Below are 23,061 nucleotides of genomic sequence, written 5' to 3' on the forward strand. Positions count from 1 at the left end.
TCATGATCGATATCCAGAATCTCAATGTCGTCTACGGCATGGGCCGTCTCAGGGTCGATGCGGTCAAGAACGTGAGCTTCACCGTGAAGCAGGGCGAGGCCTATGGCCTCGTCGGCGAATCCGGCTCGGGCAAATCCACGGTGCTGCGCGCCATCTGCGGCCTCGCACCGGTGAGCGGCGGCCGCGTGATCGTCGACGGCAATCAAGTCACCACGCCGCGCAGCAAGGAATTCTACCGCACGGCGCAGATGGTGTTCCAGGATCCCTACGCATCCCTGCACCCGCGCCACACGGTCGACCGCACGCTCGCGGAGCCGCTCGCCATCCACAGTGTGAAGGATGCGGAGACGCGCATCCTGCAAGCGCTCAAGGAAGTGGGCCTCGGCCCTTCCTTCCGCTTCCGCTATCCGCACCAGCTTTCGGGCGGTCAGCGCCAGCGCATCGCCATTGCCCGCGCGCTCATCCTGCGCCCAAAGGTGCTGCTGCTTGATGAGCCAACCTCCGCGCTCGACGCATCCGTGCAGGCGGAGATCCTGAACCTTCTTGACGACCTGCGCCGCCAGATGGGGCTGACCTATATCCTGGTGAGCCACGATCTCGCCGTGGTGGCGCATCTTTGCGAGCGCCTGCTCGTCATGCGCCATGGCGAAGCGGTGGAGGAAACCTCCTCCGGCGCTCTGCGGACCGGCAAGGCTTCGAACGAGTACACTCAGTCCCTGATCCAGGCGAGCCAGGGCTTCACGCGCAACTCTTCTCCGGCAGCGGCTTAAGGCTGCCGGAGATAATTTTGCTTCATCGCATTGGTTGAAAATCCATGTCCAGCACTTCCCTGATGCCTGTCTTCGATGGCCATAACGACGTTCTCCTTCGCCTGATGCGCGGAAAGATTCAGCCGGAGAAGGCTTTCCTCGAAGGCGATAATATCGGCCATCTCGACTGGCCGCGCATGAAGCAGGGCGGCATGTTCGGCGGTTTCTTCGCCGTTTACGTGCCTTCCGAGGACATGGGCATCGATGTCGATGCGCTCATGACTAACGAGCAATACGACGTGCCGCTGCCGCCTGCCCTCGCGCTCGCCGCGAGTCAGAAGGTAACGGTGCATATGTCATCGATCCTGATGCGGATTGAGCGCGCATCGAAGGGCGAGGTGAAGATCTGCCGTTCCGCCGCCGACATTCGGGAGTGCCTGGACAACGGCAAGCTCGCCGCGATCCTCCATATCGAAGGCGCGGAAGGCATCGATGCCGATCTCACCATGCTGGATGTGCTCTACGAGGCCGGCCTGCGCTCCATCGGCCCGGTCTGGAGCCGCCCCAACATCTTCGGTCACGGCGTGCCGTTCCGCTATCCTTCGACGCCCGATACCGGCCCCGGTCTCACCGACCATGGACGCGAGTTGATCAAGGCCTGCAATCAGCTGAAGATCATGATCGATCTGTCGCATCTCAACGAAAAGGGCTTCTGGGACGTCGCCAAGCTGTCCGATGCGCCTCTCGTCGCCACGCATTCGAACGCCTATGCGGTCTGCGAGCATTCCCGCAACCTGACCGACAAGCAGCTCGCCGCCATTCGCGAGAGCCGCGGCATGGTGGGCGTGAACTTCGCCACCTCCTTCATCCGCCCCGACGGCCAGCGCAGCGAGGACACGCCGCTGGAAGAGATGATCCGTCACATGGATCATCTCATCGAGCATGTGGGTGTCGACGGCGTGGGCTTTGGCTCGGATTTCGACGGCGCGACGATTCCCGCCGAGATCGGCGACGTGCGCGGCCTGCCGCGTCTCGTCGAAGCCATGCGCAAGCACGGCTATGACGAAGCGACGCTGCGCAAGCTCTGCTACGAGAACTGGATCAACGTTCTCGAGCGGACGTGGGGACGGTAAACGCCTCTAAGCTGTAATCGTCATCCCGAACGGCGTGAGCCGATCCGGGATCGTCTTCAGGATATAGCACCATACTCGTCATGCGATCCCGGATCTGCGCTGCGCTCCGTCCGGGATGACCACGCGATGCGCGCTACCGCTCCGCCTTCGACGTCAACGCGAAGACGCTCGCGATTCCGCCGACGCCCAGCATCAGCAGCAGGCTCACTGCGTTGATCGCCGGGGTCGCGCCTTCGCGCATCTGGCCATACATGGTGATCGGCAGCGGCGCGTCCGAGCCGACGAGCATCAGCGTCGTGTTGAAGTTCTCGAACGACATCAGCAACGCCACAAGCCCTGCACCGATCAGCGCCGGACTCAAGAAGGGCAGCGTCACCGTGCGCAGCACTCGCACGCGGCTGGCGCCGAGGTCAAAGGCCGCCTCTTCCAGCGACCGGTCGAACTTGCGCAGGCGCGCGGCGATGATCAGCGTGGAGATCGTCAGGATGAACGAGAGCTGGCCCAGCACCACGAGCGAAAGACCAGGACGCAGGAAATCGAGATCGGTCTGAAGCCATTCCTCCAAGCCATTCGCCACCCGCGAGAAGAAGGCGAGGATCGAGATGCCGAGCACCACGCCGGGGATGACGAGGGGCCAGAGCATCATCATCGACAGGAAGGTCTTGCCGGGAAATTCCGCGCGTTCCAGCACCCAGGCATTCACGGTGCCGATGACGACAGCAAGCAGCGCCACGGGAATGGCCACCTTGAAGCTGTTGGCGATGGTATCGAGCCAGATCGGATCGACCAGCACGCCGGGCTTGCCGAAGGTGGCGCCTGAACCGGTGAACCAGTCGAGGGTGAACCCCTTCCACGGCGGCGACGGGAACGGGCTTGCATTGAAGGCGAAGATCGCAACGACGAGAAGCGGCGCGAACAGGAAGATGTAGAAAGCCGCGATGTAGAGCTTCCAGGACAGTGTCGGACGGTTCATGGCATCAGGCCTGCTTCAAGGTGGTGCCGAGGCTCTGCCCGGTGAGACGAAGCCCTGCCCAGACGATGGCGGAGGACAGCAGGAGAAGGAGCATGCCGAAGGCTGCGCCCTGCGGCCAGTTGAAGCGCGTGATGAACTGCGCGTAGATCTGCTCCGTGAACCATAACCCATTCTTGCCGCCGAGCAGCACCGGCGTCGCGAAATTGCCGACGGTGAGCATGAAGACGATGATCGAGCCTGCCACGATGCCGGGCATCGCATGCGGAATGACGATACGGCGAAGCACCGTCCAGCGGCTGCCGCCGAGATCGAATCCCGCTTCGACAACCGACGGGTCCAGGCTTTCCAAAGCGTTCGCAAGCGGCACGATCATGAAGAGCAGGCCGCCATAGACGAGGCCGAGGATCACCGCGCCGTCATTATAGAGAAACTCGGTTCTTTGATCCGTCACTCCGATTGCCTGGAGCATGTAGGAGATCACGCCGGTCTCGCGCAGCAGCATCATCCAGCCGAGCGTGCGCACCAGCTCCGATACCCAGAACGGCAGCAGGCAGAGCAGCAGCAGCATCGCCTTCATGCGGCCTTGCGCCACGCGGGCGATGTAGAGCGCAATGGGAAAGGCAAGCACGAGAGTGATCGCCGTCACCAGAATCGACATGATCGCCGTGCGCGCGAAAGTGCGCCAATAGAGCGGCTCGGTGAAGAATTCGAGATAATTGCCGAAGCCAAAGGCATAGACGCGCGGCGCCACGCGCTCGCTGAAGGAGAGCACGAGGATTTCTACATGCGGCAGCACGATGAGCACGCCGAGCCATAGAACGGCGGGTGCCAGAAGCAGAAAGAGCGTGAGGCTCTGAGCCGGTTTCCTGCTCATGCGGCGAAGACCTTCATGGCATCCGCCGTCCAGCCCACATGGATCGGCGCGCCGACCTGGATGCCGGCAAGCGGACCCGCCTGCGGCAGCACTGCGCGAACGGGCGTCTCGAAACCAGCCGTGTCGATGAGCAGGCTCGAATTCGCGCCGTCGAACAACACCGCCGAGACGCGGCCTTCGAATTTGTTGGGCAGGCTGCTCAATGCGGAAGAATCCTGCGCCAAGGCGACAGCCTCGGGACGCACGAAGGCGAGCGAAGCCTTCTCCGCCACCTTGCCCTGCCCCTGGATCACCGTGCCCGAAGGCAGGCGCACGGCAATGCCGCCGGCGGAAGCAGAAGCCGCTTCGCCCTGCCACTTGTTCGTCTCGCCGACGAAGCTCGCGACGAAGGGCGTTGCGGGATTGTGATAAAGCTCGCGCGGACTGCCCACCTGCTCGAACCGCCCCTGGTTCATCACGGCGATGCGGTCGGACATGACGAGCGCTTCGGATTGGTCGTGCGTGATATAGGCGAAGGTGGTGTTGAAGGTGGCCTGCAGCTGCTTGAGCTCGATCTTCATATGCTCGCGCAGCTTGAGATCGAGCGCACCGAGCGGCTCGTCGAGAAGAACGAGCGTCGGCTCAAGAACGAGACAGCGGGCAATCGCCACACGCTGCCGCTGTCCGCCGGAGAGAGCCGTCACGCGGCGCTCACCGAAACCTTTGAGGCCCACGCGCTCCAACATGCGGCTGGCGCGCTCCTCGGCTTCCGCGCGGGAGACGCCGCGGCAGGTCAGGCCGTAAGCGACGTTCTCGCCTACGCTCATCATCGGAAAGAGCGCGAGGCTTTGGAAAACCATGTTCACGGGGCGCTTGTTGGCGGGAACCCCGATCATCGATTGACCGCGGATGCGGATGTCGCCGGAAGTAGGATGCTCGAAACCCGCGATCATGCGCATCAGCGTAGTCTTGCCGCAGCCGGACGGCCCCAGAATGGAGAAGAACTCGCCGGGGGCGACGCTGAAATTCACGTCATTGACGGCCGCATGCGTGCCGAAGCGTTTGACGACGTTGACGAGATCGAGATCGGAAGAATGGGCCATGACACTGCCGGGGCAAGCATACAAAAACAGGCATCCCCCGGACCAGCGCATCTTGCGGAAAAGTGTACTCGGTTTTCCGCGTGAACGATGCGCCGGTTTAAAAGAGCATCGGATAGATCCCAAAAGTGGATTCCACTTTTGGGTCCGATGCTTACTCCGGGGGATGTTGGCTAGACGAAGTGGAGGCTTACGAGCCGGCCTTCAGACGGTCGAGAACCTTGCCCTCGATCTCTTCGATGCCAGCCGGCACAGCCGGATACCACTTGATGTTGTCGATGGCGGCCTTCGGGAAGCTCTCGGCGAACTGATCCTTCAGCTTGCCCTGCATGAGCTTGTCGGCGCCGTTCGAAGCCGTGAAGTTGCCGGCGGCAGCGGCCACCTTCGCAGCGATCTCAGGACGCATGTTGAAGTTGATCCACTTGTAGGCGGCATCGTCGTTGCGGCCCTTCGCCGGAATCGCGAACGTGTCGACCCAGCCCAGAGCGCCCGACTTGGGAGCGATGAACTTGATGTCCGCGCTTTCCGTATTCAGCTTCCAGCCGCCCGTATCCCACGCCATGGCGGCGACGACTTCGCCGGAGCGCAGGGCGTTGAGGAGCTGGTCCTTGCCGTCCCAGAAGAACTTCACGGTCTTCTTGCACTCGGCGAGCTTGGCGCCGACCTTGTCCATCATCGCGGCATAAGCCTTGGCATCGCCGTAGGACGCGAAGGGATCCATGCCGTTGGCGAAAGCAAACGCGATGAGAGCCGGACGCTTGGAGCGGAAGCTGGTCTTGCCGGCAAGCGCCGGATCGCAGAGGTCGTTGTAATCGGCGACCTTCGGAGCAAGCTTCGTGTTCACGATGAGGCCGTCGGTGCCCCAGATGTGCGGCACGCCGTAGACCTTGCCGTCGATGGTGGTGTTCTTCTTCGTGGCCTCAAGCATGGAGGCGATGAAGAGATCGGACTTCAGCTTGGAGAGGTCAAGCGGCTTGTAGATGCCGAACTCGGTCTGCGGACCGGCGATACGGTCCTGGCTCGGCTGCACGAGGTCGAAGCCTGCGCCCTGAGTGGCGCGCAGCTTGGAGATCATTTCCTCATTGTTCGAGAGCGTGATCTCGACTTCGATGCCGGTTTCCTTCGTGAACTGATCCACGACCTCTTTCGGCGCGTAATCGGCCCAGGTCAGGAGACGGAGCTTCTCGGCGGCATGTGCCGTACCGGTAATCATCAGAGCGGCGAAAGCCGTAGCGAGCTTCAGGCCGGTGCGCTTGGTCAACATTTTCATCCTCCATGTGGACGGGCTATTACCCTGTTCCCCAGTTGCAAAGTTATATGACAGTCAAACGACACGCTAGGGGGTCTGAAGCCGGCTCATCAACCCTCCGGAGGTGACAGGGTCGGGCCCCGTCGTTAAGGATAAGCTCCGTTATTCGGAGCTTTTTGCCATGCGCACCTTCTATCCCGAGATCGAGCCATACGATCATGGCATGCTCGATGTGGGCGACGGTCACCGGGTCTATTGGGAATTGTGCGGCAACCCGAATGGGAAACCCGTGGTTTTCCTCCATGGCGGCCCCGGCGGCGGCTGCACCCCGGCGCAGCGCCGGCTGTTCGACCCGAAGAAATACAGGATCCTGCTCTTCGACCAGCGCGGCTGCGGGCGCTCGACGCCCTATGCGAGCCTGGAGGCCAACACCACCTGGCATCTGGTGGCCGATATCGAGCGCCTGCGCGCCATGATCGGTGTGGACAAGTGGATGGTGTTCGGCGGCTCCTGGGGCTCGACGCTGGCCCTCGCCTATGCGGAAAGACACCCGGAGCGCGTGACCGAGTTGATCGTGCGTGGAATCTTCACCCTGCGCCGTTCCGAGCTGCTCTGGTACTACCAGGAAGGCGCGTCCTGGCTCTTCCCGGACAAGTGGGAGCGTTACCTCGCCCCGATTCCGGCGGAAGAGCGCTCGGACATGATGACCGCCTACCGCAAGCGGCTGACGCATCCTGATCCCGCCGTTCAGGCCGAGGCCGCGCAGGCTTGGAGCCTCTGGGAGGGCGAGACCATCACCCTCCTCCACAATCAAGGATTCAGCGACCAGTTCGGCGATCCCCATTACGCCATCGCGTTCGCGCGCATCGAGAACCATTACTTCGTCCATGAAGGTTGGTTCGAGGAGGGGCAGCTGATCCGCGATGCCCATAAGCTGAAGAGCATTCCCGGCGTGATCATTCAAGGCCGCTACGACGTCGCCACGCCGCCGAAAACCGCATGGGACCTGCACAAGGCCTGGCCCGAGGCACAATTCATCATGGTGCCGGATGCGGGCCATGCGGTGACGGAGCCCGGCATCCTGCACCATCTCATCGAGGCAACAGATTCTTTCGCGGATAAATGATCGTCATCCCGGGGCCGCATAGCGGAACCCGGGATCGTTCGCAGAATAAGGCGCTTTAATCGTCTTGCGATCCCGGATCTTCGCTACGCTTCGTCCGGGATGACGCTTGATCGGCTTACTTCGCAGTCCAGCCGCCATCCATCGACAGGTTGGTGCCGGTCATCTGGCTGGCGGCGTCCGAGCACAGGAACACGGCAAGCGCGGCAACCTGATCGACGGTCACGAATTGCTTCGTGGGCTGCGCCTCCAGCAGCACGTCGTTGATGACCTGTTCCTTGGTGAGGCCGCGCGCCTTCATGGTGTCGGGAATCTGGTTCTCGACGAGCGGCGTCCAGACATAGCCGGGGCTGATGCAGTTCACGGTCACGCCATGAGTGGCGACTTCCAGCGCCACGGTCTTGGTGAGGCCCGCGATGCCGTGCTTGGCGGCCACATAGGCCGACTTGAAGGGCGAGGCGACGAGCGAGTGCGCGGAGGCCGTATTGATGATGCGGCCCCATTTGCGGGCCTTCATGCCGGGAACCGCGGCGCGGATGGCGTGGAAGGCGGAGGAGAGATTGATCGCGATGATCTGATCCCATTTCTCGACCGGAAACTCCTCGACCGGCGAGACGAATTGGATGCCTGCGTTGTTGACCAGGATATCGACGCTGCCGAGTTCCTCCTCGGCCTGTCGGATCATGCCTTCGATCTCGTCGCTTTTCAGCATGTTCGCCGGCGAATAACGGGCCTTTACGCTGAACTCGCTCTCGATGGCGGCGCGGGTCTTTTCGATCTCGGCGGCATCGCCGAGGCCGTTGATGACCACGTTCGTGCCTTCCTTGGCCAAGGCGCGGGCGATGGCGAGGCCGATGCCGCTGGTGGAACCGGTGATGACGGCGTTCTTGGACTTCAAGGTCATGATCTACTCCGCATGGGCCATTCCGGCCCCAGGGCTCTGAAGATGGGGGTCACATAGCACGAAGGGGCAAGAAGAATTAAGTCTAGCCAAAAGGTGAAGGCCGAGCCCATCGGCAGAAGCCGTCCCCATCTGCTCCTCATGCATGGCGCTGGGTGAAGGCTTGCCATTGTCCCTCCTCTGCCGATGTGAGAGAGATCGGGGGCAACGATTCAACAGGTGAATGGTGCAGACACCAAGGTTTCTCCCCTGCGGCGACAGCGCGCTGACGGTCGAGTTCGGTAGCGCGATCGATCGCGATCTGAACGGCAAGGTCCTCGCGCTCGATGCCCTGCTGCGCCGGAACCCACCTGCGGGGCTTATCGAGACCGTTCCGACCTATCGTTCCCTCACCCTGCAATTCGATCCTACGTTGCTCGATTACGGCGCCCTCATTCATCGGCTCGAAGAGGTGACGCGGGATCTGCAGCCTCAAGCGACGGCCGGCACGCGCTGGCGCGTTCCGGTGGTTTATGGCGGTGAATACGGGATCGATCTGGAGGATGTCGCCCGGCACCACGGATTGACGTCATCGAAGGTCATCGAAATCCATGCGAGCGCGGTTTATCGGATCTACATGATCGGCTTCCTGCCGGGCTTCGCCTATCTCGGCGGGCTTGATCCACGCATCGCCACATCGCGTCGCACGCAGCCAAGACTAAAAGTTCCAAGCGGATCGATCATGATCGGCGGCGAGCAGGCAGGAATCGTTCCCATGGAAATGCCGAGCGGCTGGCACCTTCTGGGGCGCACACCGGTCTTGAGCTATGCGCCCGAGCGTGATCCCGCCTTCCTCTTCGCCGCCGGTGACGAAATCATCTTTGAGCCCATTGACGCCTCGCGTTGGGATGCGCTGGAAAAGGCGGCGCTCAACGGTGAGCCTGTCGCGGAACGGGTGAGCGCATGACGAGCATTGTCGTGAAAAGCTGCGGCCCGCTGACCAGCCTGCAGGATTGGGGCCGCATCGGCTATCAAGGCTTCGGTGTCTCGCCTTCCGGCGCGATGGATCGGCGCTGCCTTGCCATGGCCAACGCACTTGTCGGCAATGCCCCTGAAACGGCCGCCATCGAGTTCGTAAATCTCGGCGGCAGCTTCGTCTGCGAGGATGGCGAACTGCGTTTGGCACTTGTGGGTGCCGGTTGCGCTGCGAGCATCAACGACACGCCTGTCGCCCCGAATACGACCATCGTGCTGCGTGAAGGCGATACGCTGCAGGTCGGCCATGCACGCAGCGGCACCTTCGCTTATCTTTCTGTTGCCGGTGGCTTCCAAATCGAACCGCAACTCGGCAGCCTGTCGTTTCATCAGCGCTCGCGCCTCGGCGGTCTCAATGGCGCGCCGTTGAAAGCGGGAGATCGCCTGCCCTGCAAAGCCGACGCGCAGGATGTCACACCTATGCAGCTGCCGCTCGAACCTCTGGAAGAGACCGGCCCCATCCGTGTGATGATGGGGCCGCAGGACGATTACTTCACTGACGATGCAATCCAAACATTCTTGAGCGCAGAATTCAGCATCAGCCCGCAGGCCGACCGCATGGGCTTTCAGCTGAACGGTCCGCAGCTCGAACATGCGAAAGGCTTCAATATCGTCTCCGACGGCATCGTGGATGGGCACATCCAGGTGCCCGGCAGCGGGCTTCCCATCGTGCTCATGCGCGACAGGCAGACGGCGGGCGGATATCCGAAGATCGCAGCGATCATCAGCGCCGACCTCGCGCGCTTCGCGCAGATGCGGCCCGGCACGCCGGTCCGCTTTCGCGCCGTGTCGCGCGATGAGGCGGTGGCAGCCGCACGCCAGATGAAGGAATGGATGAACGCGCTTCCGTCCGCACTCGTGCCGCTGCGTTTCGACCTCACGACGGAGCATCTGCTCAGCACGAACCTGATCGGCGGCATGGTGGATGCGCTCACGCACAAGGCATCCGATCACTGAGCCTAAAAAGACTTGGGGCGCTGAAATCAGCGCCCCATTCCTTCTCATTTCGTTTTGACGCCGCTCTCATCCGAGCGATCCGGCGCGCCCGAGGCCTTCGCCTCACGGCGGCGCTCATGCAGAACGTACTCGGTATAGCCGTTGGGCTGTTCGACCCCTTTGAAGATGAGATCGCAGGCCGCCTGGAAGGCAGGGCCGCTAAAGCTCGGAGCCATCGGCTTGTAGAGAGGATCACCCGCATTCTGACGATCCACCACTTCGGCCATGCGACGCAGGGTCTGCATGACCTGATCTTGCGTGACGATGCCGTGGCGCAGCCAGTTGGCGAGATGCTGGCTGGAGATGCGCAGCGTCGCGCGATCCTCCATCAGGCCGACATCGTGAATATCCGGCACCTTCGAGCAGCCGACGCCCTGATCGATCCAGCGCACCACGTAGCCGAGAATGCCCTGGCAATTGTTGTCGAGCTCCTGCTGCACCGCATCCGGCGCCCAGTTGGATTGCGACACCGGAATGGTGAGAATATCGGAGAGCTTTGCGCGCGGACGCGATTTCAATTCAGCCTGGCGCGCGGGCACGCTCACCTGATGATAGTGCAGCGCATGCAGTGTCGCCGCCGTCGGTGACGGCACCCAGGCGGTGTTGGCGCCAGCCATGGGATGGCCGATCTTCTGCGCCATCATGTCGGCCATCTTGTCGGGCGCGGCCCACATGCCCTTGCCGATCTGCGCATGGCCGGGCAACCCGCAGCTTAAGCCCACATCCACATTGTTGTCTTCATAGGCCTTGATCCACGCCATCGACTTCATGTCGTTCTTGCGGATCATGGGCCCCGCTTCCATCGAGGTATGGATCTCGTCGCCGGTGCGGTCGAGGAAGCCCGTGTTGATGAACACGATGCGATCGGCGGCTGCCTTGATGCAGGCCTTGAGGTTCACCGTGGTGCGGCGCTCCTCGTCCATGATGCCCATTTTCAGCGTGTTGCGTGAAAGCCCAAGCATGTCCTCGACAGCAGCGAACAGATCACTTGCGAAGGCCACTTCGTCCGGTCCGTGCATCTTGGGCTTCACGATATAGACCGAGCCCGCGCGGCTGTTGCGCAGATCACCCTTGCCCTTCAGATCATGGATTGCGATCAGAGAGGTCACGGCGGCATCGAGAATGGTCTCAGGGATTTCCTTGCCCGCCTCATCCAGCACCGCATCGGTGAACATGTGGTGGCCCACATTGCGCACCAGCATGAGGCTGCGGCCATGCAGGCGCACCTCGCCACCATTCGGTGCGGAGTAGACGCGATCCGGATTGAGCTTGCGTTCGACGGTGCGTCCGCCCTTCTCGAAGCGCTCCACGAGATCGCCCTTCATGAGACCGAGCCAGGTGCGATAGACCTCGACCTTGTCGTCGGCATCCACCGCCGCAACCGAGTCTTCCAGGTCCATGATGGTGGAGACGGCCGATTCGATCACGAGATCGGCGACACCCGCCGGATCATCAGCGCCGATAGGGCTCGAGCGGTCGATCTTGATTTCGATATGCAGGTTGTTGTGACGCAGAAGGATGGCGGAAGGATTTTCCGCATCGCCCTGATAGCCCACGAGCTGCGCTGCATCCTTTAAGCCTGTCTCGCTGCCGTCCTGAAGCTTCACGATGAGAGCGCCACCGCGAAGGGCATAACCCGTGGAGCCCTTGTGGCTGCCCTTGGCGAGCGGCGCCGCCTGATCGAGCAATTCACGGGCGCGCTCCACCACCTTTGAACCGCGCACCTTGTTGTAGCCACCGGCACGGGTGGCGCCGCCCTCCTCCGGAATCGCATCCGTGCCGTAGAGAGCATCATAGAGGCTGCCCCAGCGGGCATTGGCGGCGTTCAGTGCGTAACGGGCGTTGGAGACCGGCACCACGAGCTGGGGGCCGGCGATGCGGGCGATCTCGTCGTCCACATTCTGCGTCTTGACCGAGAAATCCTCCGGCTCCTGCAGCACATAGCCGATATCGCGCAGGAAGCGCTCGTACTCGGCCTGATCGAAGGCCTTGCCCTTGCGGGCCCGGTGATAATCGTCGATCTGCGCCTGGATCTTGTCGCGGACGGCCAGCAGCTCACGGTCGCGGGGCGAGAAGGTCTTTACGAGACCAGCCAGTCCTTTCCAGAAGTCATCCGCCGATACGCCTGTGCCGTTCAGGGCCTCCCGCTCGATGAAGTCATGAAGGACGGTTGAGACCTGAAGGCTGTTCGTCTGGACGCGCGTCATTGTTCCCGCTTTCGTGGAGTGGACATCCTTGCCTTAGAGGGTAAGGCGCAGCGACTAAAAATGAAGATCGGCGCTCTTTCCATGAGACAAAGGAATGATGCACCGCACAAAGCCCGGCGGGTAACAAAAAAGCCGCCCAAAGGGGCGGCTGTTTTTGAAGATTTGGTGGAGCCAGGCGGGATCGAACCGCCGACCTCTTGCATGCCATGCAAGCGCTCTCCCAGCTGAGCTATGGCCCCTTTAAATCCGCGGCGCTTGGGGGCGCCGCGGCGTCTCTATAGTCGGCTCTGGTCCGAGGTTCAAGCCTCTTCGTCGTCTTCCAGATCGCTATCGATCAGATCGGAGACGTCGTCGTCGCCTTCTTCCTCATCCTCGAGGAAAGTGTCTTCGGTGTCGTCATCGCCCACGTCGATATCGTCGTCGCCGGCGACTTCGTTCTCGCCAGCCTCGACCTCATCGAGGGAGACCATTTCCGGACCGGAGGCTTCCAGTTCGGTGTCCTCGTCGTCATCTTTGACGGCAGCGCGGGCGACCGCAGGCGCAGCGGCACGGCTCAGAGCCACTGCCTGGAAGACGGTGCCGCATTTCGGGCAGACCGCCGGGTCCCTGCTAAGATCGTAGAATTTCGCGCCGCAGCTCATGCACTGGCGCTTCAAGCCGAGTTCCGGTTTGGCCACGGGTGATGCCTTCATGGAAGTGAATGGTTGGGAACGCTCCCCTAGTCATGAGGGAACGCCTTGTCAAATAGGAAATTGCACAGACGCTTCCAGCCCCTGCTCACCTAGTGCGTGACGGCGAGAAAAGCCCGTGTTAGAGCCCGGCTCCAAGAGAAGGCTCCAAGGAATTAAGAGAATGTCCCACGCGCATGGCCCTGCCTCCCCCGTCTCCAGCAGGTCTGGAAGCGCCTTGAAAGGCCGCATCCGCGTTCCTGGCGACAAGTCGATTTCCCACCGCTCCATGATTTTCGGGCTCCTCTCCATCGGTGAGACCCGAGTCGAAGGGCTGCTCGAGGGCGACGATGTGCTGCGCACGGCCGAGGCCTGCCGGGCGCTCGGCGCCACCATCACGCGGGAGGCCCCGGGCCGCTGGCGGGTGAAGGGCGTGGGCATCGGCGGGCTCGTGGAGCCCAAGGACGTTCTCGATTTCGGCAATGCAGGCACGGGTTCGCGCCTCATGATGGGCGTGGCCGGCAGCCACCCGATCACATCCACCTTCGACGGCGACGCCTCGCTCCGCAAGCGCCCCATGCGCCGTATCCTCGACCCGCTCGTGCAGATGGGCGTCTCCGTGGTGAGCGAGGCCGAGGGCGGCCGCGTGCCCCTGACCCTGCGCGGCCCGAAGGAAACCCTGCCGATCACCTACGAAACCCCGGCGGCCTCGGCCCAGATCAAGTCGGCGATCCTGCTGGCGGGCCTCAATTCCCCCGGCAAGACTACCGTGATCGAGCGCGAGGCGACCCGCGACCACACGGAGCGGATGCTGCGCCATTTCGGCGCAACGGTCGAGGTTGCGCCCCATGGCGCGGATGGCCGCGCCGTCACGCTCCATGGCCAGCCGGAACTTCGCGGCACGGATATCGTGGTGCCGACCGACCCCTCCTCCGCCGCCTTCCCGCTGGTGGCGGCGTTGATCACCCCCGGCTCCGACATCGTGATCGAGGGCGTGATGATGAACCCGCTCCGCACGGGCCTCATCACTACTCTTCTGGAGATGGGCGCCTCCATCGAGCGCCTGAACGAGCGCGACGAGGGCGGCGAGACCGTGGCGGACCTGCGCGTGCGCCACAGCAAGCTCACCGGCGTGACGGTGCCCCATAGCCGGGCACCTGCCATGATCGACGAGTACCCGGTCCTGGCGGTTGCCGCCTCCTTCGCCGAGGGCACCACCCGCATGCAGGGCCTGCACGAGCTGCGCGTGAAGGAATCGGACCGCCTCGCCGCTGTTGCGGCGGGCCTCGCCGAGGCTGGCGTCCAGCATGAGATCGAAGGCGACGACCTGATCGTTCACGGCGCCAAGACCGTTCGCGGCGGCGGCAAGCCGGTGAAAACCCATCTCGACCACCGCATCGCCATGTCCTTCCTCGTGATGGGACTGGCGACCCAGGAGCCGATGGTCGTGGACGACGGTGCCATGATCATGACGAGCTTCCCCACCTTCATCCCGCTCATGCGCGAAATCGGCGCCACGATTCAGGATTGAAGCTGCCCATGATCATCGCCATCGACGGCCCTGCCGCCTCCGGCAAAGGAACCCTGGGCAAGCGTCTCTCGGAGCATTTCGGCTTCGCGCATCTCGACACCGGCCTGCTCTACCGCGCCGTTGCACGGGTGATGCTCGATCGGAAGCTCCCCCTGACCGACCGTGACGCCGCTCACGAGGTCGCGCTCAGCCTTGACGTGACCCATCTCGACGATCCGCGCCTGCGCGGTGCCGAGATGGGCGAGGCAGCCTCGGTGATCTCGGGCTATCAGCCGGTTCGCGATGCTCTCCTCGCCTTCCAACGCCAGTTCGCCGGGCAGGAACCGGGAGCCGTGCTCGATGGGCGCGATATCGGCACCGTGGTCTGCCCTCACGCGGATGTGAAGCTTTTCATCACGGCTGCTCCCGAGGAGCGTGCCCGCCGCCGTCACCTGGAATTGCAGAAGCGTGGCGAGCAGACCGAATATGCCACGATCCTCGAAGATATCCGCCGCCGCGACGAGCGCGACATGAACCGCACGACAGCGCCCTTGAAGCCTGCCTCCGACGCGATCACTCTCGATACGACGCATCTCGACGCCGACGCCGCCTTCAGGGCCGCGCTCGATCTCGTCACGGCCAAGCTTGCCTGACTATAACGTGACCTTGCGTCATGTATAGAAGCTGGCACACTGAGCGAACCAGTCCGCCTCCCTTGCCAAGGAGAATACGATGGTTCGCTCGAAGCTCACCCATCTGGCCGCAGGACTAGCCTTGCTGTGGACATGTCTTGCTCCGCCAGCCCAGGCGCAGAGCGACACGGAAGTCGACCTCGCCCTCGTGATCGCCGTCGACATCTCCTTCTCCATGGATACCGACGAGCAGGCGCTTCAGCGCGAAGGCTTCGCTCAGGCCTTCCGCTCACAGCAGGTCCACGATGCCATCCGTAGTGGCATGATCGGCAAGGTCGCCGTGACCTACATGGAATGGGCGGGATCGCCGGATCAGAAAGTGATCGTGCCTTGGACGGTCCTCGACAATCCCGAGAGCCTCATGGCCTTCGCGGACAAGATCGCCTCGACGCCGTTGCGACGCGCGCAGCGCACCTCGATCTCCAGCGCCATCGATTTCAGCGTGAAGCTCATTGAGGAGAGCGGTCTTCAGGCCACGCGACAAGTCATCGATGTGTCGGGCGATGGACCCAACAACCAGGGCCGGGGCGTGGTCCAGGCCCGTGACGAAGCGGTGTCCAAGGGCATCACCGTCAATGGCCTGCCGATCATGCTGCGCAAGCCCGGTTATCTCGACATCTCAGAGCTCGATGTCTATTACAAGGATTGCGTGATCGGCGGCCAAGGGGCCTTCACGGTTCCCGTCCGTGAGCGCGATCAATTCATCGAGGCCATCAAGACGAAGATCCTGCTTGAGATCGCAAACCTCATGCCCGAACAGCCTCCCCTCATTCAACGTATTCAGAGTGCGTCCCCCACGAATTGCCTGGCCGGCGAGATGCAGTGGCGCGACCGCTGGAGCAACTGAGCCCCTTTCATGAACAAGCTGACTTTGGCGCTCGTGGCCCACGACGCCAAGAAGAACGACATGGCGGATTTCGTCGCCATGTACGAGGACGACATTCGTCCCTTCGCCCTGTTCGCCACCGGCACGACCGGCGGACGCATCATGGAACGCTGCCCCGCATTGTCGGTCACGCGCCTTAAGAGCGGCCCGCTCGGCGGCGACCAGCAGATCGGCGCCATGATCGCGGAAGGCAAGATCGACGCGCTGTTCTTCTTCGTGGACCCGCTCTCGCCGCATCCGCACGATGTGGACGTGAAGGCTCTGATGCGCCTCGCGCTCGTTTACGATATCCCCATGGCACTCAACCGCGCCACGGCGGGACGGCTGATCGAGTCATTCCGGGAATAACCGGATTCACGAAGCCTCACGCCTTACGGAGCGAGCTTGCTCGCGTCTCGAAGGGCGAGGCGTCTCCAATGCCCTCTGGAACCTCCTTCGAGACGCAGCCTGTGGCTGCTCCTCAGGATGAGGACAAAGGCAGGGTAAGACACTTAAGTCCCACGCGGCTTCGCGCGGCGCGTCGGTGGCGCAGTCACCGGATCGTCGGGCCAGGGATGCTTCGGGTATTGTCCGCGCATATCGGCGCGCACGGCCGCCCATGAGCCACGCCAGAAACCCGGCAGGTCGCGCGTGATTTGGATGGGGCGTTGTGCGGGCGAGAGCAGATGCAGGATCAACGGCACGCGTCCCGCCGCGATGGTGGGATGCTTGTCGAGGCCGAACAGCTCCTGCACGCGCACAGCGAGAACAGGACCTTCCTCACCTCTGTAGTCGATGGCGATCTGCGAACCCGTCGGCACCTCGATATGCGTCGGCGCCTCGGCATCGAGACGGCGCTGCAGGTTCCACGGCAGAAGACTACGCACGGCCTCACTCAACAGATCGGCGCCGATATCGTTGAGGCCGGCCTTGCCGACGAGATGCGGAGCGAGCCATTCCGCAGCCGTCGCGACCAAAGCCTCATCCGAGAGATCGGGCCATTCATCACCTTCGGCCTTGCGGAGAAACATCACTCGCTCGCGCCATTGCGCCAGTGCCTTCGACCAGGGAAGCGCATCGAGCCCTAGCGACATAAGTCCGTCGGCCAGCGCCCGTGCCGCCTCTTCTGTTGCTGGCACCTTCAGCGGCCGCTCGTTGAACACGAGCGCGCCGAGACGGCGCACGCCGCGCGCACGAAGAGCCTTGGCCTGTCGGTCGAACGTAACCTCGTCCTTCTGATCGATATGCTCGCCGAAAGCAGCCTCGATTTCCTCAATCGCGACAGGAGCCGCTGCGAGAATGCGCGCAGAGGCAGCGCCACCCGAGATCTCGGCAATGGCGAGATAGGGCTCCTTCGCCAAGCGCTCATGCGCCTCCATTGAGGCGCCGCGTCCGTTGGCCATCAGATATTCGCCCGGTTTGCCGCGCGCTTTCGCGAGACGATCCGGATAAGCGAGCGTGAGCAAGGCACCCAGGGAGCGCGGCTCGCTCTTCGCAGCACCTGTCTCTCTCTTCGCCCAACCTTCCGCCATGCGCCGCATGTCTTCGGCGCGCCGCGATCGGTCGCGGCGGAAGTGCTCGACGCGCTCCGTGAGATCCACCATGTCGCCGCCAAGGCCGCGCTCCACGAGCACGGCGGCGAGATCGGCCGCGTCGCGCGCCTGCCCGCTCTCACCAGCGACCAGCACCATACGCGCCAGACGTGGCGGCAGAGGCAGATCGCGCAGGCGACGTCCGGTATCGGTAATGCGTCCTTCTTCATCGAGCGCATCGAGCTGCTGCAGAAGCGTGCGCGCCTCCTTCAAGGCCGGAGCCGGAGGAGGGTCGAGGAAGGCGAGCGACGTGGGATCAGCCACGCCCCAGGCCGCACAATCGAGAAGCAAGGGCGCAAGATCGGCGGCGAGAATTTCTGGACGCGCAAAAGCTTCAAATGCACCTGTCGCGGCTTCTTCCCACAAGCGATAGGAGACGCCTGGCTCCATTCGCCCCGCGCGGCCACGACGCTGATCGGCAGCAGCGCGGGAGACGCGCACAGTTTCAAGCCGTGTAAGGCCGATATTCGGCTCATAGATCGGCACGCGCGCGAGACCTGAATCGATCACCACACGCACGCCTTCGATGGTAAGCGAGGTTTCGGCGATGGATGTGGCCAGTACCACCTTGCGGCGGCCAGCTTTAGCGGGGCTCACGGCAAGATCCTGTTCGCCACGATCAAGCGCGCCATAGAGCGGCGCGATATCGACAGCAGGATCGGTCACGCGCTCACGCAAAATGGTTTCGACCCGTCGTATCTCCCTCTGCCCCGGCAGAAAGACGAGGACCGAGCCGCTTTCCGCACGCAAAGCGCGCGTGACGGCATCCGCCACTTGCTCTTCGATGCGACGATTGGGATCGCGCCCGAGATAGCGCGTCTCCACCGGATAAGCGCGGCCCTCGGATTCGATCACCGGCACATCACCGATGAGCTTTGCCACGCGCGCGCCGTCGAGCGTCGCCGACATGACCAGCAGGCGCAGATCCTCGCGCAGTCCGCCCTGCGCATCGAGAGCAAGTGCGAGGCCGAGATCGGCATCGAGGGAGCGCTCATGGAATTCGTCAAAGAGCACGGCAGCGATGCCGTCGAGACTCGGATCGTCGAGGATCATACGGGCGAAAACACCCTCGGTCACGACCTCGATGCGCGTCCTGCGGCTGATCTTGGAGCCGAGGCGCACGCGCAGGCCCACCGTCTCGCCGACCTGCTCGCCCAAAGTTTGCGCCATACGTTCCGCCGCAGCTCGGGCCGCCAGGCGACGGGGCTCCAGCACGATGATCTTTCCACCCTTCACCCAGGGCTCGTCGAGCAGCACCAGGGGCACACGCGTCGTCTTACCCGCGCCGGGCGGGGCCACCAGCACCGCATTGGCGCGCGCCTGCAGGCTCTCGGTCAGAGACCCGAGAACTGCATCGATGGGAAGGAACGTGTCGAAGCTGCGCATGCCGCCTGATGGCTCAACCCGGGCAGAAGAGCAAGCCGTTCTTAGACCGGAAAGCCATAGCGGCGGAGCTCGGCGGCCAGATCGACCGTCTCATCGGGATAATGGATCGCATGCATGCCCACGCCCCGCGCCGCCTCGATATTGGCGCGCGAGTCGTCGATGAACACGCAATCCTCGGCCTCAAGACCATAGCGGTCGAGGAGCAGATGGTAGATGGCGGGATCGGGCTTCAAGAGGCGCTCATCGCCTGAAACGATGATGCCGTCGAACCCGGCGAGGAACGGGAAGCGCTGCTGCGCCAGGACGAGCTTGGGGCCTGAGAAGTTCGTGATGCAGTAATTCGGCACCTTTGCTTCCCGCAATCGATGGAGAAGCGCGACGTTCTGCTCGAAAACGCCGGACACCGTCTCCGTCCAGCGATCATGGAAAGCGCGGATTGCGCTCTCGTGCTTGGGATGATCCTTCACGAGAAGGGCAACAGCTTCGTCCCAGTCACGACCGCGATCCTGCTCCACGTTCCAGTCATGAGTGCAGACATTGCCGAGAAACCATTCCATCTCCGTCTCATCGTCGAAGATCTGGCGATAGAGATTACGTGGGTCCCAGCGCAGCAGGACATTGCCGATATCGAACACGACTGTCTTAGGTTGCCGAAAGCTCAAGATAACCCCTCATGATTGTCTGTCGTTCTTGATCCTTCAGGTACAAAGAAGTCACTCTGAAGAACGGCCAACTCAACAGCCTCTTCGATGAACGAATTCTGAAGCCTGAGCGACTCTGGCACTTTAGCTTGGCATAAATAGCCCTCAGAGGGACCAACCTCTGTCATAGCCGCTACCTTATCGCTTATTCTCCTAGCGGCAGGAGAAAAGAGAAGTTTGCCTGCTCATTGGATTGAGGAAAATGATCGAATCCGTCTCGATCCTGCAATACGCCCTCGTAGCCTTCTGCGCCCTGATGGCCGGCACCATCGGCGGGGTTGCAGGATATGGCACCGGCCTCCTGATGCCGTTAGTCCTGACGCCCCTCGTGGGTGCGGAAGCCGTCGTCCCCATCATCGGGCTTTCGGCCTTATTCACCAACAGCAGTCGAGTCCTTGCCTTTTGGAAGGATATGGACCTGCGCAAGGCCCTTATCGTCGGCTGCATGGCGCTGCCAACATGCCTTCTGGGTGCCTATGGCTATACATTTCTCACAGGAAGAGGAGCCGCCATTGTCATCGGCAGCTTTCTGGTGCTCATGGTGCCGACAAGGCTTATCCTGAAGCATCTCAAAGCGGAATTATCGGGCAGCGGCCTTGCCGCTGCGGGTGCAGGTTATGGCCTTCTCGTTGGCGGAACATCAGGTTCCGGCGTGGTCCTGCTCTCGATCCTCATGGCATCCGGCCTCAATGGGCGCGCCGTCATCGCAACCGATGCCGTGATCTCCATTTTTCTGGCTTTTGCGAAAACCGGCGTCTTTCAATTCTTCGGCGCTTTGCCGGTCTCATCCTGGATCATGGCGCTGATCGTCGGATTATCGGCAGCGCCAGGCGCATTCATCGCCAAGCGCCTGACAGAAACCCTGCCGATCCATATTCACAATGCCATTCTCGACGCCGCCATCGTCTGTGGCGGCGTCCTTCTCATCGCGCAGGGCCTACGCTGAATCAGCCGCCGATATTGTAGGCCGCGAGTGCCGCCATGTTGACGATGTCGTTGTCGGTGGCGCCGAGCGAGACGATCTGAACCGGCTTGTCGAGGCCGACCACCAGCGGTCCCATCACCATCGCGCCGCCGAGCTCCTGCAGCATCTTCGTAGAGATGGATGCCGAGTGGAAGGCCGGCATGACGAGCACGTTCGCGGTATCCGTGAGGCGGCTGAACGGATATTGCGCCATCAGATCGCGGTTGAGCGCCACATCCGCCGCCATCTCTCCGTCGTACTCGAAATCGACACGCATGCCGTCGAGGATCTGCACGGCCTCCTGGATCTTCTCGGCGCGCTCGGCGCGGGGATGGCCGAAGGTAGAGAACGACAGAAGAGCGACGCGCGGCTCGTAGCCGAGCCGGCGAGCGACACCGGCGGATTCGATAGCAATCTCGGCAAGTTCCTGCGCGCTCGGCATTTCATGAATGGCCGTATCTGCCACGAGCACCGTGCGCTCGCGCGCCAGGCACAGCGACACGCCGATCACCCGATGACCGGGCTTCGGATCGATGACGTGCAGCACGTCCGCAAGGGCCGTCGAATAGTTGCGCGTAGCGCCTGTCACCATGGCATCCGCATCGCCGAGCGCCACCATGGATGCCGCGAAGTGGTTGCGGTCCTGATTGATCATGCGCTGGCAGTCGCGGAACAGATAGCCCTTGCGCTGCAGGCGCTCATAGAGAAACTGCGCATAGGTGCTGTTGCGGGAAGACAGGCGCGCATTGTGGATCTCGATGCCTTCGCGACCCTCGAGATCGATTCCGGCCTGAGCCGCCGTCTCGAAGATGCGCTCCTCGCGTCCCACGAGAATGGCGCGGCCAAGCCCCTGATTGACGAAGGACAGGGCGGCGCGAATGACCTTCTCCTCCTCGCCTTCCGCGAACACCACGCGCTTGGGCATCTTGCGCACGCGTTCGAAGATGCGGTTGAGGGTGCCGGCCACGGGATCGCGGCGGGCGGAGAGATGCGCCTTGTAAGCCTTCATGTCGATGATGGGCCGGCGCGCAACGCCCGTATCCATCGCAGCCTTCGCCACCGCCATCGGAATCGTGTGGATCAGGCGCGGATCGAACGGCACAGGAATGATGTAATCGCGGCCGAAGCGCGGGCGCGCGCCCTGATAGGCGGCAGCCACCTCGTCCGGCACGTCCTCGCGGGCGAGTTCCGCAAGCGCCTGGGCGGCTGCGACCTTCATCTCCATGTTGATCGTGGTGGCCTGCACGTCGAGCGCGCCACGGAAGATGTAAGGGAAGCCCAGAACGTTGTTCACCTGGTTCGGATAATCCGAGCGGCCCGTGGCGATGATCACGTCGTCACGGATGCGCGCCACTTCCTCCGGCGTGATTTCCGGATCGGGATTGGCCATGGCGAAGATAATCGGGTTCGGCGCCATGGAGCGGATCATGTCGTCCGAGAAGGCACCCTTGGCGGAAAGGCCGAACACCGCATCCGCCCCCTTCAGGGCATCGGCCAGACTGCGCGCGTTCGTGTCGGCGGCATGGGCCGACTTCCACTGGTTCATGCCTTCCGTGCGGCCCTTGTAGATCACGCCCTTCGTGTCGCAGAGGATCACGTTGTTGGGTGCAAATCCCATGGCTTTCAGCAATTCCGTACAGGCAATGCCGGCCGCGCCCGCGCCGTTTACCACGAGCTTGGTCTTCGCCATATCGCGGCCTGTGAGGTGCAGCGCATTGATGAGGCCCGCCGCCGCGATGATCGCTGTGCCGTGCTGGTCGTCATGGAAGACCGGAATGTCCATGAGTTCCCGCAGGCGCTCCTCGATGATGAAACACTCGGGCGCCTTGATGTCCTCCAGGTTGATGCCGCCGAAGGAGGGGCCGAGATAGCGCACGCAGTTGATGAAGGTATCCGCATCTTCTGTGTCGACCTCGAGGTCGATGGAATCCACATCTGCGAAGCGCTTGAAGAGAACCGACTTGCCTTCCATCACCGGCTTGGACGCCAATGCGCCGAGATTGCCGAGGCCCAGAATCGCCGTGCCGTTCGAGATCACCGCCACCATGTTTGAGCGGGTGGTGTAATCGAAGGCGAGAGAAGGGTTCTCCGCGATCGCCAGAACCGGCACCGCCACGCCGGGCGAATAGGCCAGCGACAGGTCCCGCTGGGTCGCCATGGGCTTGGTGGGCACCACCTCGAGCTTGCCGGGCCGGCCCTGGGCATGGAACTGCAAGGCTTCCTGATCGGTGAAGGTGGGGCGTTTGCGGCGGGTCGGGGGCGTTTCGTCGGTCATGGAACTGCCGTGTTTTGGCCTGGAGGCTCATTATTCGAAGGGGATGCGACCTTAAGGCCTAGGACCTTTCGTCTCAAGACTTGTGCACACCCCTCCTTCCAAGGCGATGA

At 62.7% G+C, this 23,061-nt stretch carries 20 protein-coding genes and 1 tRNA gene; 10 read left to right on the plus strand and 11 right to left on the minus strand.

Annotation, left to right across the window (positions count from 1 at the left end; all coding sequences use genetic code 11):
- The first annotated feature begins 2 nt into the window (after positions 1–2).
- Together MJ639_RS14895 and MJ639_RS14900 are read left to right on the plus strand one after the other, a co-directional pair.
- On the plus strand, positions 3–770 hold the full coding sequence (locus tag MJ639_RS14895; RefSeq protein ID WP_243374426.1) for an ABC transporter ATP-binding protein: 768 nt from the start codon (positions 3–5) through the stop codon (positions 768–770).
- 44 nt (positions 771–814) lie between these two features.
- A complete protein-coding gene (locus MJ639_RS14900; protein WP_243374428.1) occupies positions 815–1,882 on the plus strand; it encodes a dipeptidase in 1,068 nt (355 codons plus the stop codon).
- 133 nt (positions 1,883–2,015) lie between these two features.
- On the opposite strand, the gene MJ639_RS14905 is transcribed toward MJ639_RS14900, so the two are convergent.
- The 4 genes from MJ639_RS14905 to MJ639_RS14920 all read right to left on the minus strand — a co-directional run bounded on the left by MJ639_RS14905 (position 2,016) and on the right by MJ639_RS14920 (position 6,072).
- Entirely contained in the window at positions 2,016–2,855 is an 840-nt protein-coding gene (locus MJ639_RS14905) for an ABC transporter permease (RefSeq protein WP_243374430.1), read from the minus strand.
- 4 nt (positions 2,856–2,859) lie between these two features.
- Positions 2,860–3,729 carry an ABC transporter permease gene (locus MJ639_RS14910; RefSeq protein ID WP_243374432.1) on the minus strand — a complete coding sequence of 290 codons (870 nt, stop codon included), beginning with the start codon at positions 3,727–3,729 and terminating at the stop codon, positions 2,860–2,862.
- Positions 3,726–4,811 carry an ABC transporter ATP-binding protein gene (locus tag MJ639_RS14915; protein ID WP_243374434.1) on the minus strand — a complete coding sequence of 362 codons (1,086 nt, stop codon included), beginning with the start codon at positions 4,809–4,811 and terminating at the stop codon, positions 3,726–3,728. The genes MJ639_RS14910 and MJ639_RS14915 overlap by 4 nt, the downstream gene beginning before the upstream one ends.
- A gap of 187 nt (positions 4,812–4,998) precedes the next feature.
- Positions 4,999–6,072: an extracellular solute-binding protein gene (locus MJ639_RS14920; RefSeq protein WP_243374436.1), complete on the minus strand. Its 1,074-nt coding sequence runs from the start codon at positions 6,070–6,072 to the stop codon at positions 4,999–5,001.
- Positions 6,073–6,238: 166 nt separating this feature from the next.
- Here MJ639_RS14920 and pip point away from each other — a divergent pair, with 166 nt between their 5' ends.
- Entirely contained in the window at positions 6,239–7,183 is a 945-nt protein-coding gene (gene pip / locus MJ639_RS14925) for a prolyl aminopeptidase (RefSeq protein WP_243374438.1), read from the plus strand.
- 115 nt (positions 7,184–7,298) lie between these two features.
- On the opposite strand, the gene MJ639_RS14930 is transcribed toward pip, so the two are convergent.
- Positions 7,299–8,084, minus strand: coding sequence for a 3-hydroxybutyrate dehydrogenase (locus MJ639_RS14930; protein ID WP_243374439.1), 786 nt, complete (start codon positions 8,082–8,084; stop codon positions 7,299–7,301).
- Positions 8,085–8,304: 220 nt separating this feature from the next.
- On the opposite strand from MJ639_RS14930, the gene pxpB reads away from it, so the two are divergent.
- Both pxpB and MJ639_RS14940 read left to right on the plus strand, forming a co-directional pair.
- Positions 8,305–9,027: a 5-oxoprolinase subunit PxpB gene (gene pxpB, locus MJ639_RS14935; RefSeq protein ID WP_243374441.1), complete on the plus strand. Its 723-nt coding sequence runs from the start codon at positions 8,305–8,307 to the stop codon at positions 9,025–9,027.
- Positions 9,024–10,052 (plus strand): 5-oxoprolinase subunit C family protein, encoded by a 1,029-nt coding sequence (locus MJ639_RS14940; RefSeq protein WP_243374444.1) that lies wholly within the window; start codon positions 9,024–9,026, stop codon positions 10,050–10,052. Before pxpB ends, MJ639_RS14940 begins: the two co-directional genes overlap by 4 nt.
- Before the next feature lie 44 nt (positions 10,053–10,096).
- Here MJ639_RS14940 and MJ639_RS14945 read toward each other — a convergent pair whose 3' ends face one another.
- The 3 genes from MJ639_RS14945 to MJ639_RS14955 all read right to left on the minus strand — a co-directional run bounded on the left by MJ639_RS14945 (position 10,097) and on the right by MJ639_RS14955 (position 12,975).
- Positions 10,097–12,298 carry a malate synthase G gene (locus MJ639_RS14945; protein WP_243374445.1) on the minus strand — a complete coding sequence of 734 codons (2,202 nt, stop codon included), beginning with the start codon at positions 12,296–12,298 and terminating at the stop codon, positions 10,097–10,099.
- Positions 12,299–12,461: 163 nt separating this feature from the next.
- A tRNA-Ala gene (locus tag MJ639_RS14950) sits at positions 12,462–12,537 on the minus strand.
- Positions 12,538–12,597: 60 nt separating this feature from the next.
- Positions 12,598–12,975 (minus strand): TIGR02300 family protein, encoded by a 378-nt coding sequence (locus MJ639_RS14955; protein WP_243374509.1) that lies wholly within the window; start codon positions 12,973–12,975, stop codon positions 12,598–12,600.
- Between the two features lie 175 nt (positions 12,976–13,150).
- On the opposite strand from MJ639_RS14955, the gene aroA reads away from it, so the two are divergent.
- The 4 genes from aroA to MJ639_RS14975 all read left to right on the plus strand — a co-directional run bounded on the left by aroA (position 13,151) and on the right by MJ639_RS14975 (position 16,402).
- A complete protein-coding gene (gene aroA, locus MJ639_RS14960; RefSeq protein ID WP_243374446.1) occupies positions 13,151–14,497 on the plus strand; it encodes a 3-phosphoshikimate 1-carboxyvinyltransferase in 1,347 nt (448 codons plus the stop codon).
- A gap of 8 nt (positions 14,498–14,505) precedes the next feature.
- Positions 14,506–15,129 (plus strand): (d)CMP kinase, encoded by a 624-nt coding sequence (cmk, locus tag MJ639_RS14965; RefSeq protein WP_243374447.1) that lies wholly within the window; start codon positions 14,506–14,508, stop codon positions 15,127–15,129.
- Positions 15,130–15,208: 79 nt separating this feature from the next.
- On the plus strand, positions 15,209–16,015 hold the full coding sequence (locus tag MJ639_RS14970; RefSeq protein WP_243374455.1) for a DUF1194 domain-containing protein: 807 nt from the start codon (positions 15,209–15,211) through the stop codon (positions 16,013–16,015).
- A gap of 9 nt (positions 16,016–16,024) precedes the next feature.
- Positions 16,025–16,402: a methylglyoxal synthase gene (locus tag MJ639_RS14975; RefSeq protein WP_243374457.1), complete on the plus strand. Its 378-nt coding sequence runs from the start codon at positions 16,025–16,027 to the stop codon at positions 16,400–16,402.
- 143 nt (positions 16,403–16,545) lie between these two features.
- On the opposite strand, the gene hrpB is transcribed toward MJ639_RS14975, so the two are convergent.
- Together hrpB and MJ639_RS14985 are read right to left on the minus strand one after the other, a co-directional pair.
- Positions 16,546–19,011: an ATP-dependent helicase HrpB gene (gene hrpB, locus MJ639_RS14980; RefSeq protein WP_243374459.1), complete on the minus strand. Its 2,466-nt coding sequence runs from the start codon at positions 19,009–19,011 to the stop codon at positions 16,546–16,548.
- A 41-nt stretch (positions 19,012–19,052) separates the two neighbouring features.
- A complete protein-coding gene (locus MJ639_RS14985) occupies positions 19,053–19,673 on the minus strand; it encodes an HAD family hydrolase (protein ID WP_243374461.1) in 621 nt (206 codons plus the stop codon).
- Between the two features lie 241 nt (positions 19,674–19,914).
- On the opposite strand from MJ639_RS14985, the gene MJ639_RS14990 reads away from it, so the two are divergent.
- A complete protein-coding gene (locus MJ639_RS14990) occupies positions 19,915–20,658 on the plus strand; it encodes a sulfite exporter TauE/SafE family protein (protein ID WP_243374463.1) in 744 nt (247 codons plus the stop codon).
- A gap of 1 nt (position 20,659) precedes the next feature.
- Here MJ639_RS14990 and MJ639_RS14995 read toward each other — a convergent pair whose 3' ends face one another.
- On the minus strand, positions 20,660–22,951 hold the full coding sequence (locus MJ639_RS14995) for an NADP-dependent malic enzyme (RefSeq protein WP_243374464.1): 2,292 nt from the start codon (positions 22,949–22,951) through the stop codon (positions 20,660–20,662).
- Positions 22,952–23,061 lie beyond the last annotated feature (110 nt).

It is taken from the genome of Microvirga solisilvae (assembly GCF_022808595.1).
GTDB classification, from domain to species: domain Bacteria; phylum Pseudomonadota; class Alphaproteobacteria; order Rhizobiales; family Beijerinckiaceae; genus Microvirga; species Microvirga solisilvae.

What these genes read in the sequence shown, in the direction of transcription:
- pxpB (WP_243374441.1), top strand. Translation starts at nt 8,305, where the DNA reads ATGGTGCAGACACCAAGGTTTCTCCCCTGCGGCGACAGCGCGCTGACG.
- MJ639_RS14905 (WP_243374430.1), bottom strand. Translation starts at nt 2,855, where the DNA reads ATGAACCGTCCGACACTGTCCTGGAAGCTCTACATCGCGGCTTTCTAC.
- MJ639_RS14940 (WP_243374444.1), top strand. Translation starts at nt 9,024, where the DNA reads ATGACGAGCATTGTCGTGAAAAGCTGCGGCCCGCTGACCAGCCTGCAG.
- MJ639_RS14995 (WP_243374464.1), bottom strand. Translation starts at nt 22,951, where the DNA reads ATGACCGACGAAACGCCCCCGACCCGCCGCAAACGCCCCACCTTCACC.
- aroA (WP_243374446.1), top strand. Translation starts at nt 13,151, where the DNA reads ATGTCCCACGCGCATGGCCCTGCCTCCCCCGTCTCCAGCAGGTCTGGA.
- MJ639_RS14900 (WP_243374428.1), top strand. Translation starts at nt 815, where the DNA reads ATGTCCAGCACTTCCCTGATGCCTGTCTTCGATGGCCATAACGACGTT.
- MJ639_RS14975 (WP_243374457.1), top strand. Translation starts at nt 16,025, where the DNA reads ATGAACAAGCTGACTTTGGCGCTCGTGGCCCACGACGCCAAGAAGAAC.
- pip (WP_243374438.1), top strand. Translation starts at nt 6,239, where the DNA reads ATGCGCACCTTCTATCCCGAGATCGAGCCATACGATCATGGCATGCTC.
- MJ639_RS14915 (WP_243374434.1), bottom strand. Translation starts at nt 4,811, where the DNA reads ATGGCCCATTCTTCCGATCTCGATCTCGTCAACGTCGTCAAACGCTTC.
- hrpB (WP_243374459.1), bottom strand. Translation starts at nt 19,011, where the DNA reads ATGCGCAGCTTCGACACGTTCCTTCCCATCGATGCAGTTCTCGGGTCT.
- cmk (WP_243374447.1), top strand. Translation starts at nt 14,506, where the DNA reads ATGATCATCGCCATCGACGGCCCTGCCGCCTCCGGCAAAGGAACCCTG.
- MJ639_RS14920 (WP_243374436.1), bottom strand. Translation starts at nt 6,072, where the DNA reads ATGTTGACCAAGCGCACCGGCCTGAAGCTCGCTACGGCTTTCGCCGCT.
- MJ639_RS14930 (WP_243374439.1), bottom strand. Translation starts at nt 8,084, where the DNA reads ATGACCTTGAAGTCCAAGAACGCCGTCATCACCGGTTCCACCAGCGGC.
- MJ639_RS14990 (WP_243374463.1), top strand. Translation starts at nt 19,915, where the DNA reads ATGATCGAATCCGTCTCGATCCTGCAATACGCCCTCGTAGCCTTCTGC.
- MJ639_RS14895 (WP_243374426.1), top strand. Translation starts at nt 3, where the DNA reads ATGATCGATATCCAGAATCTCAATGTCGTCTACGGCATGGGCCGTCTC.
- MJ639_RS14970 (WP_243374455.1), top strand. Translation starts at nt 15,209, where the DNA reads ATGGTTCGCTCGAAGCTCACCCATCTGGCCGCAGGACTAGCCTTGCTG.
- MJ639_RS14910 (WP_243374432.1), bottom strand. Translation starts at nt 3,729, where the DNA reads ATGAGCAGGAAACCGGCTCAGAGCCTCACGCTCTTTCTGCTTCTGGCA.
- MJ639_RS14945 (WP_243374445.1), bottom strand. Translation starts at nt 12,298, where the DNA reads ATGACGCGCGTCCAGACGAACAGCCTTCAGGTCTCAACCGTCCTTCAT.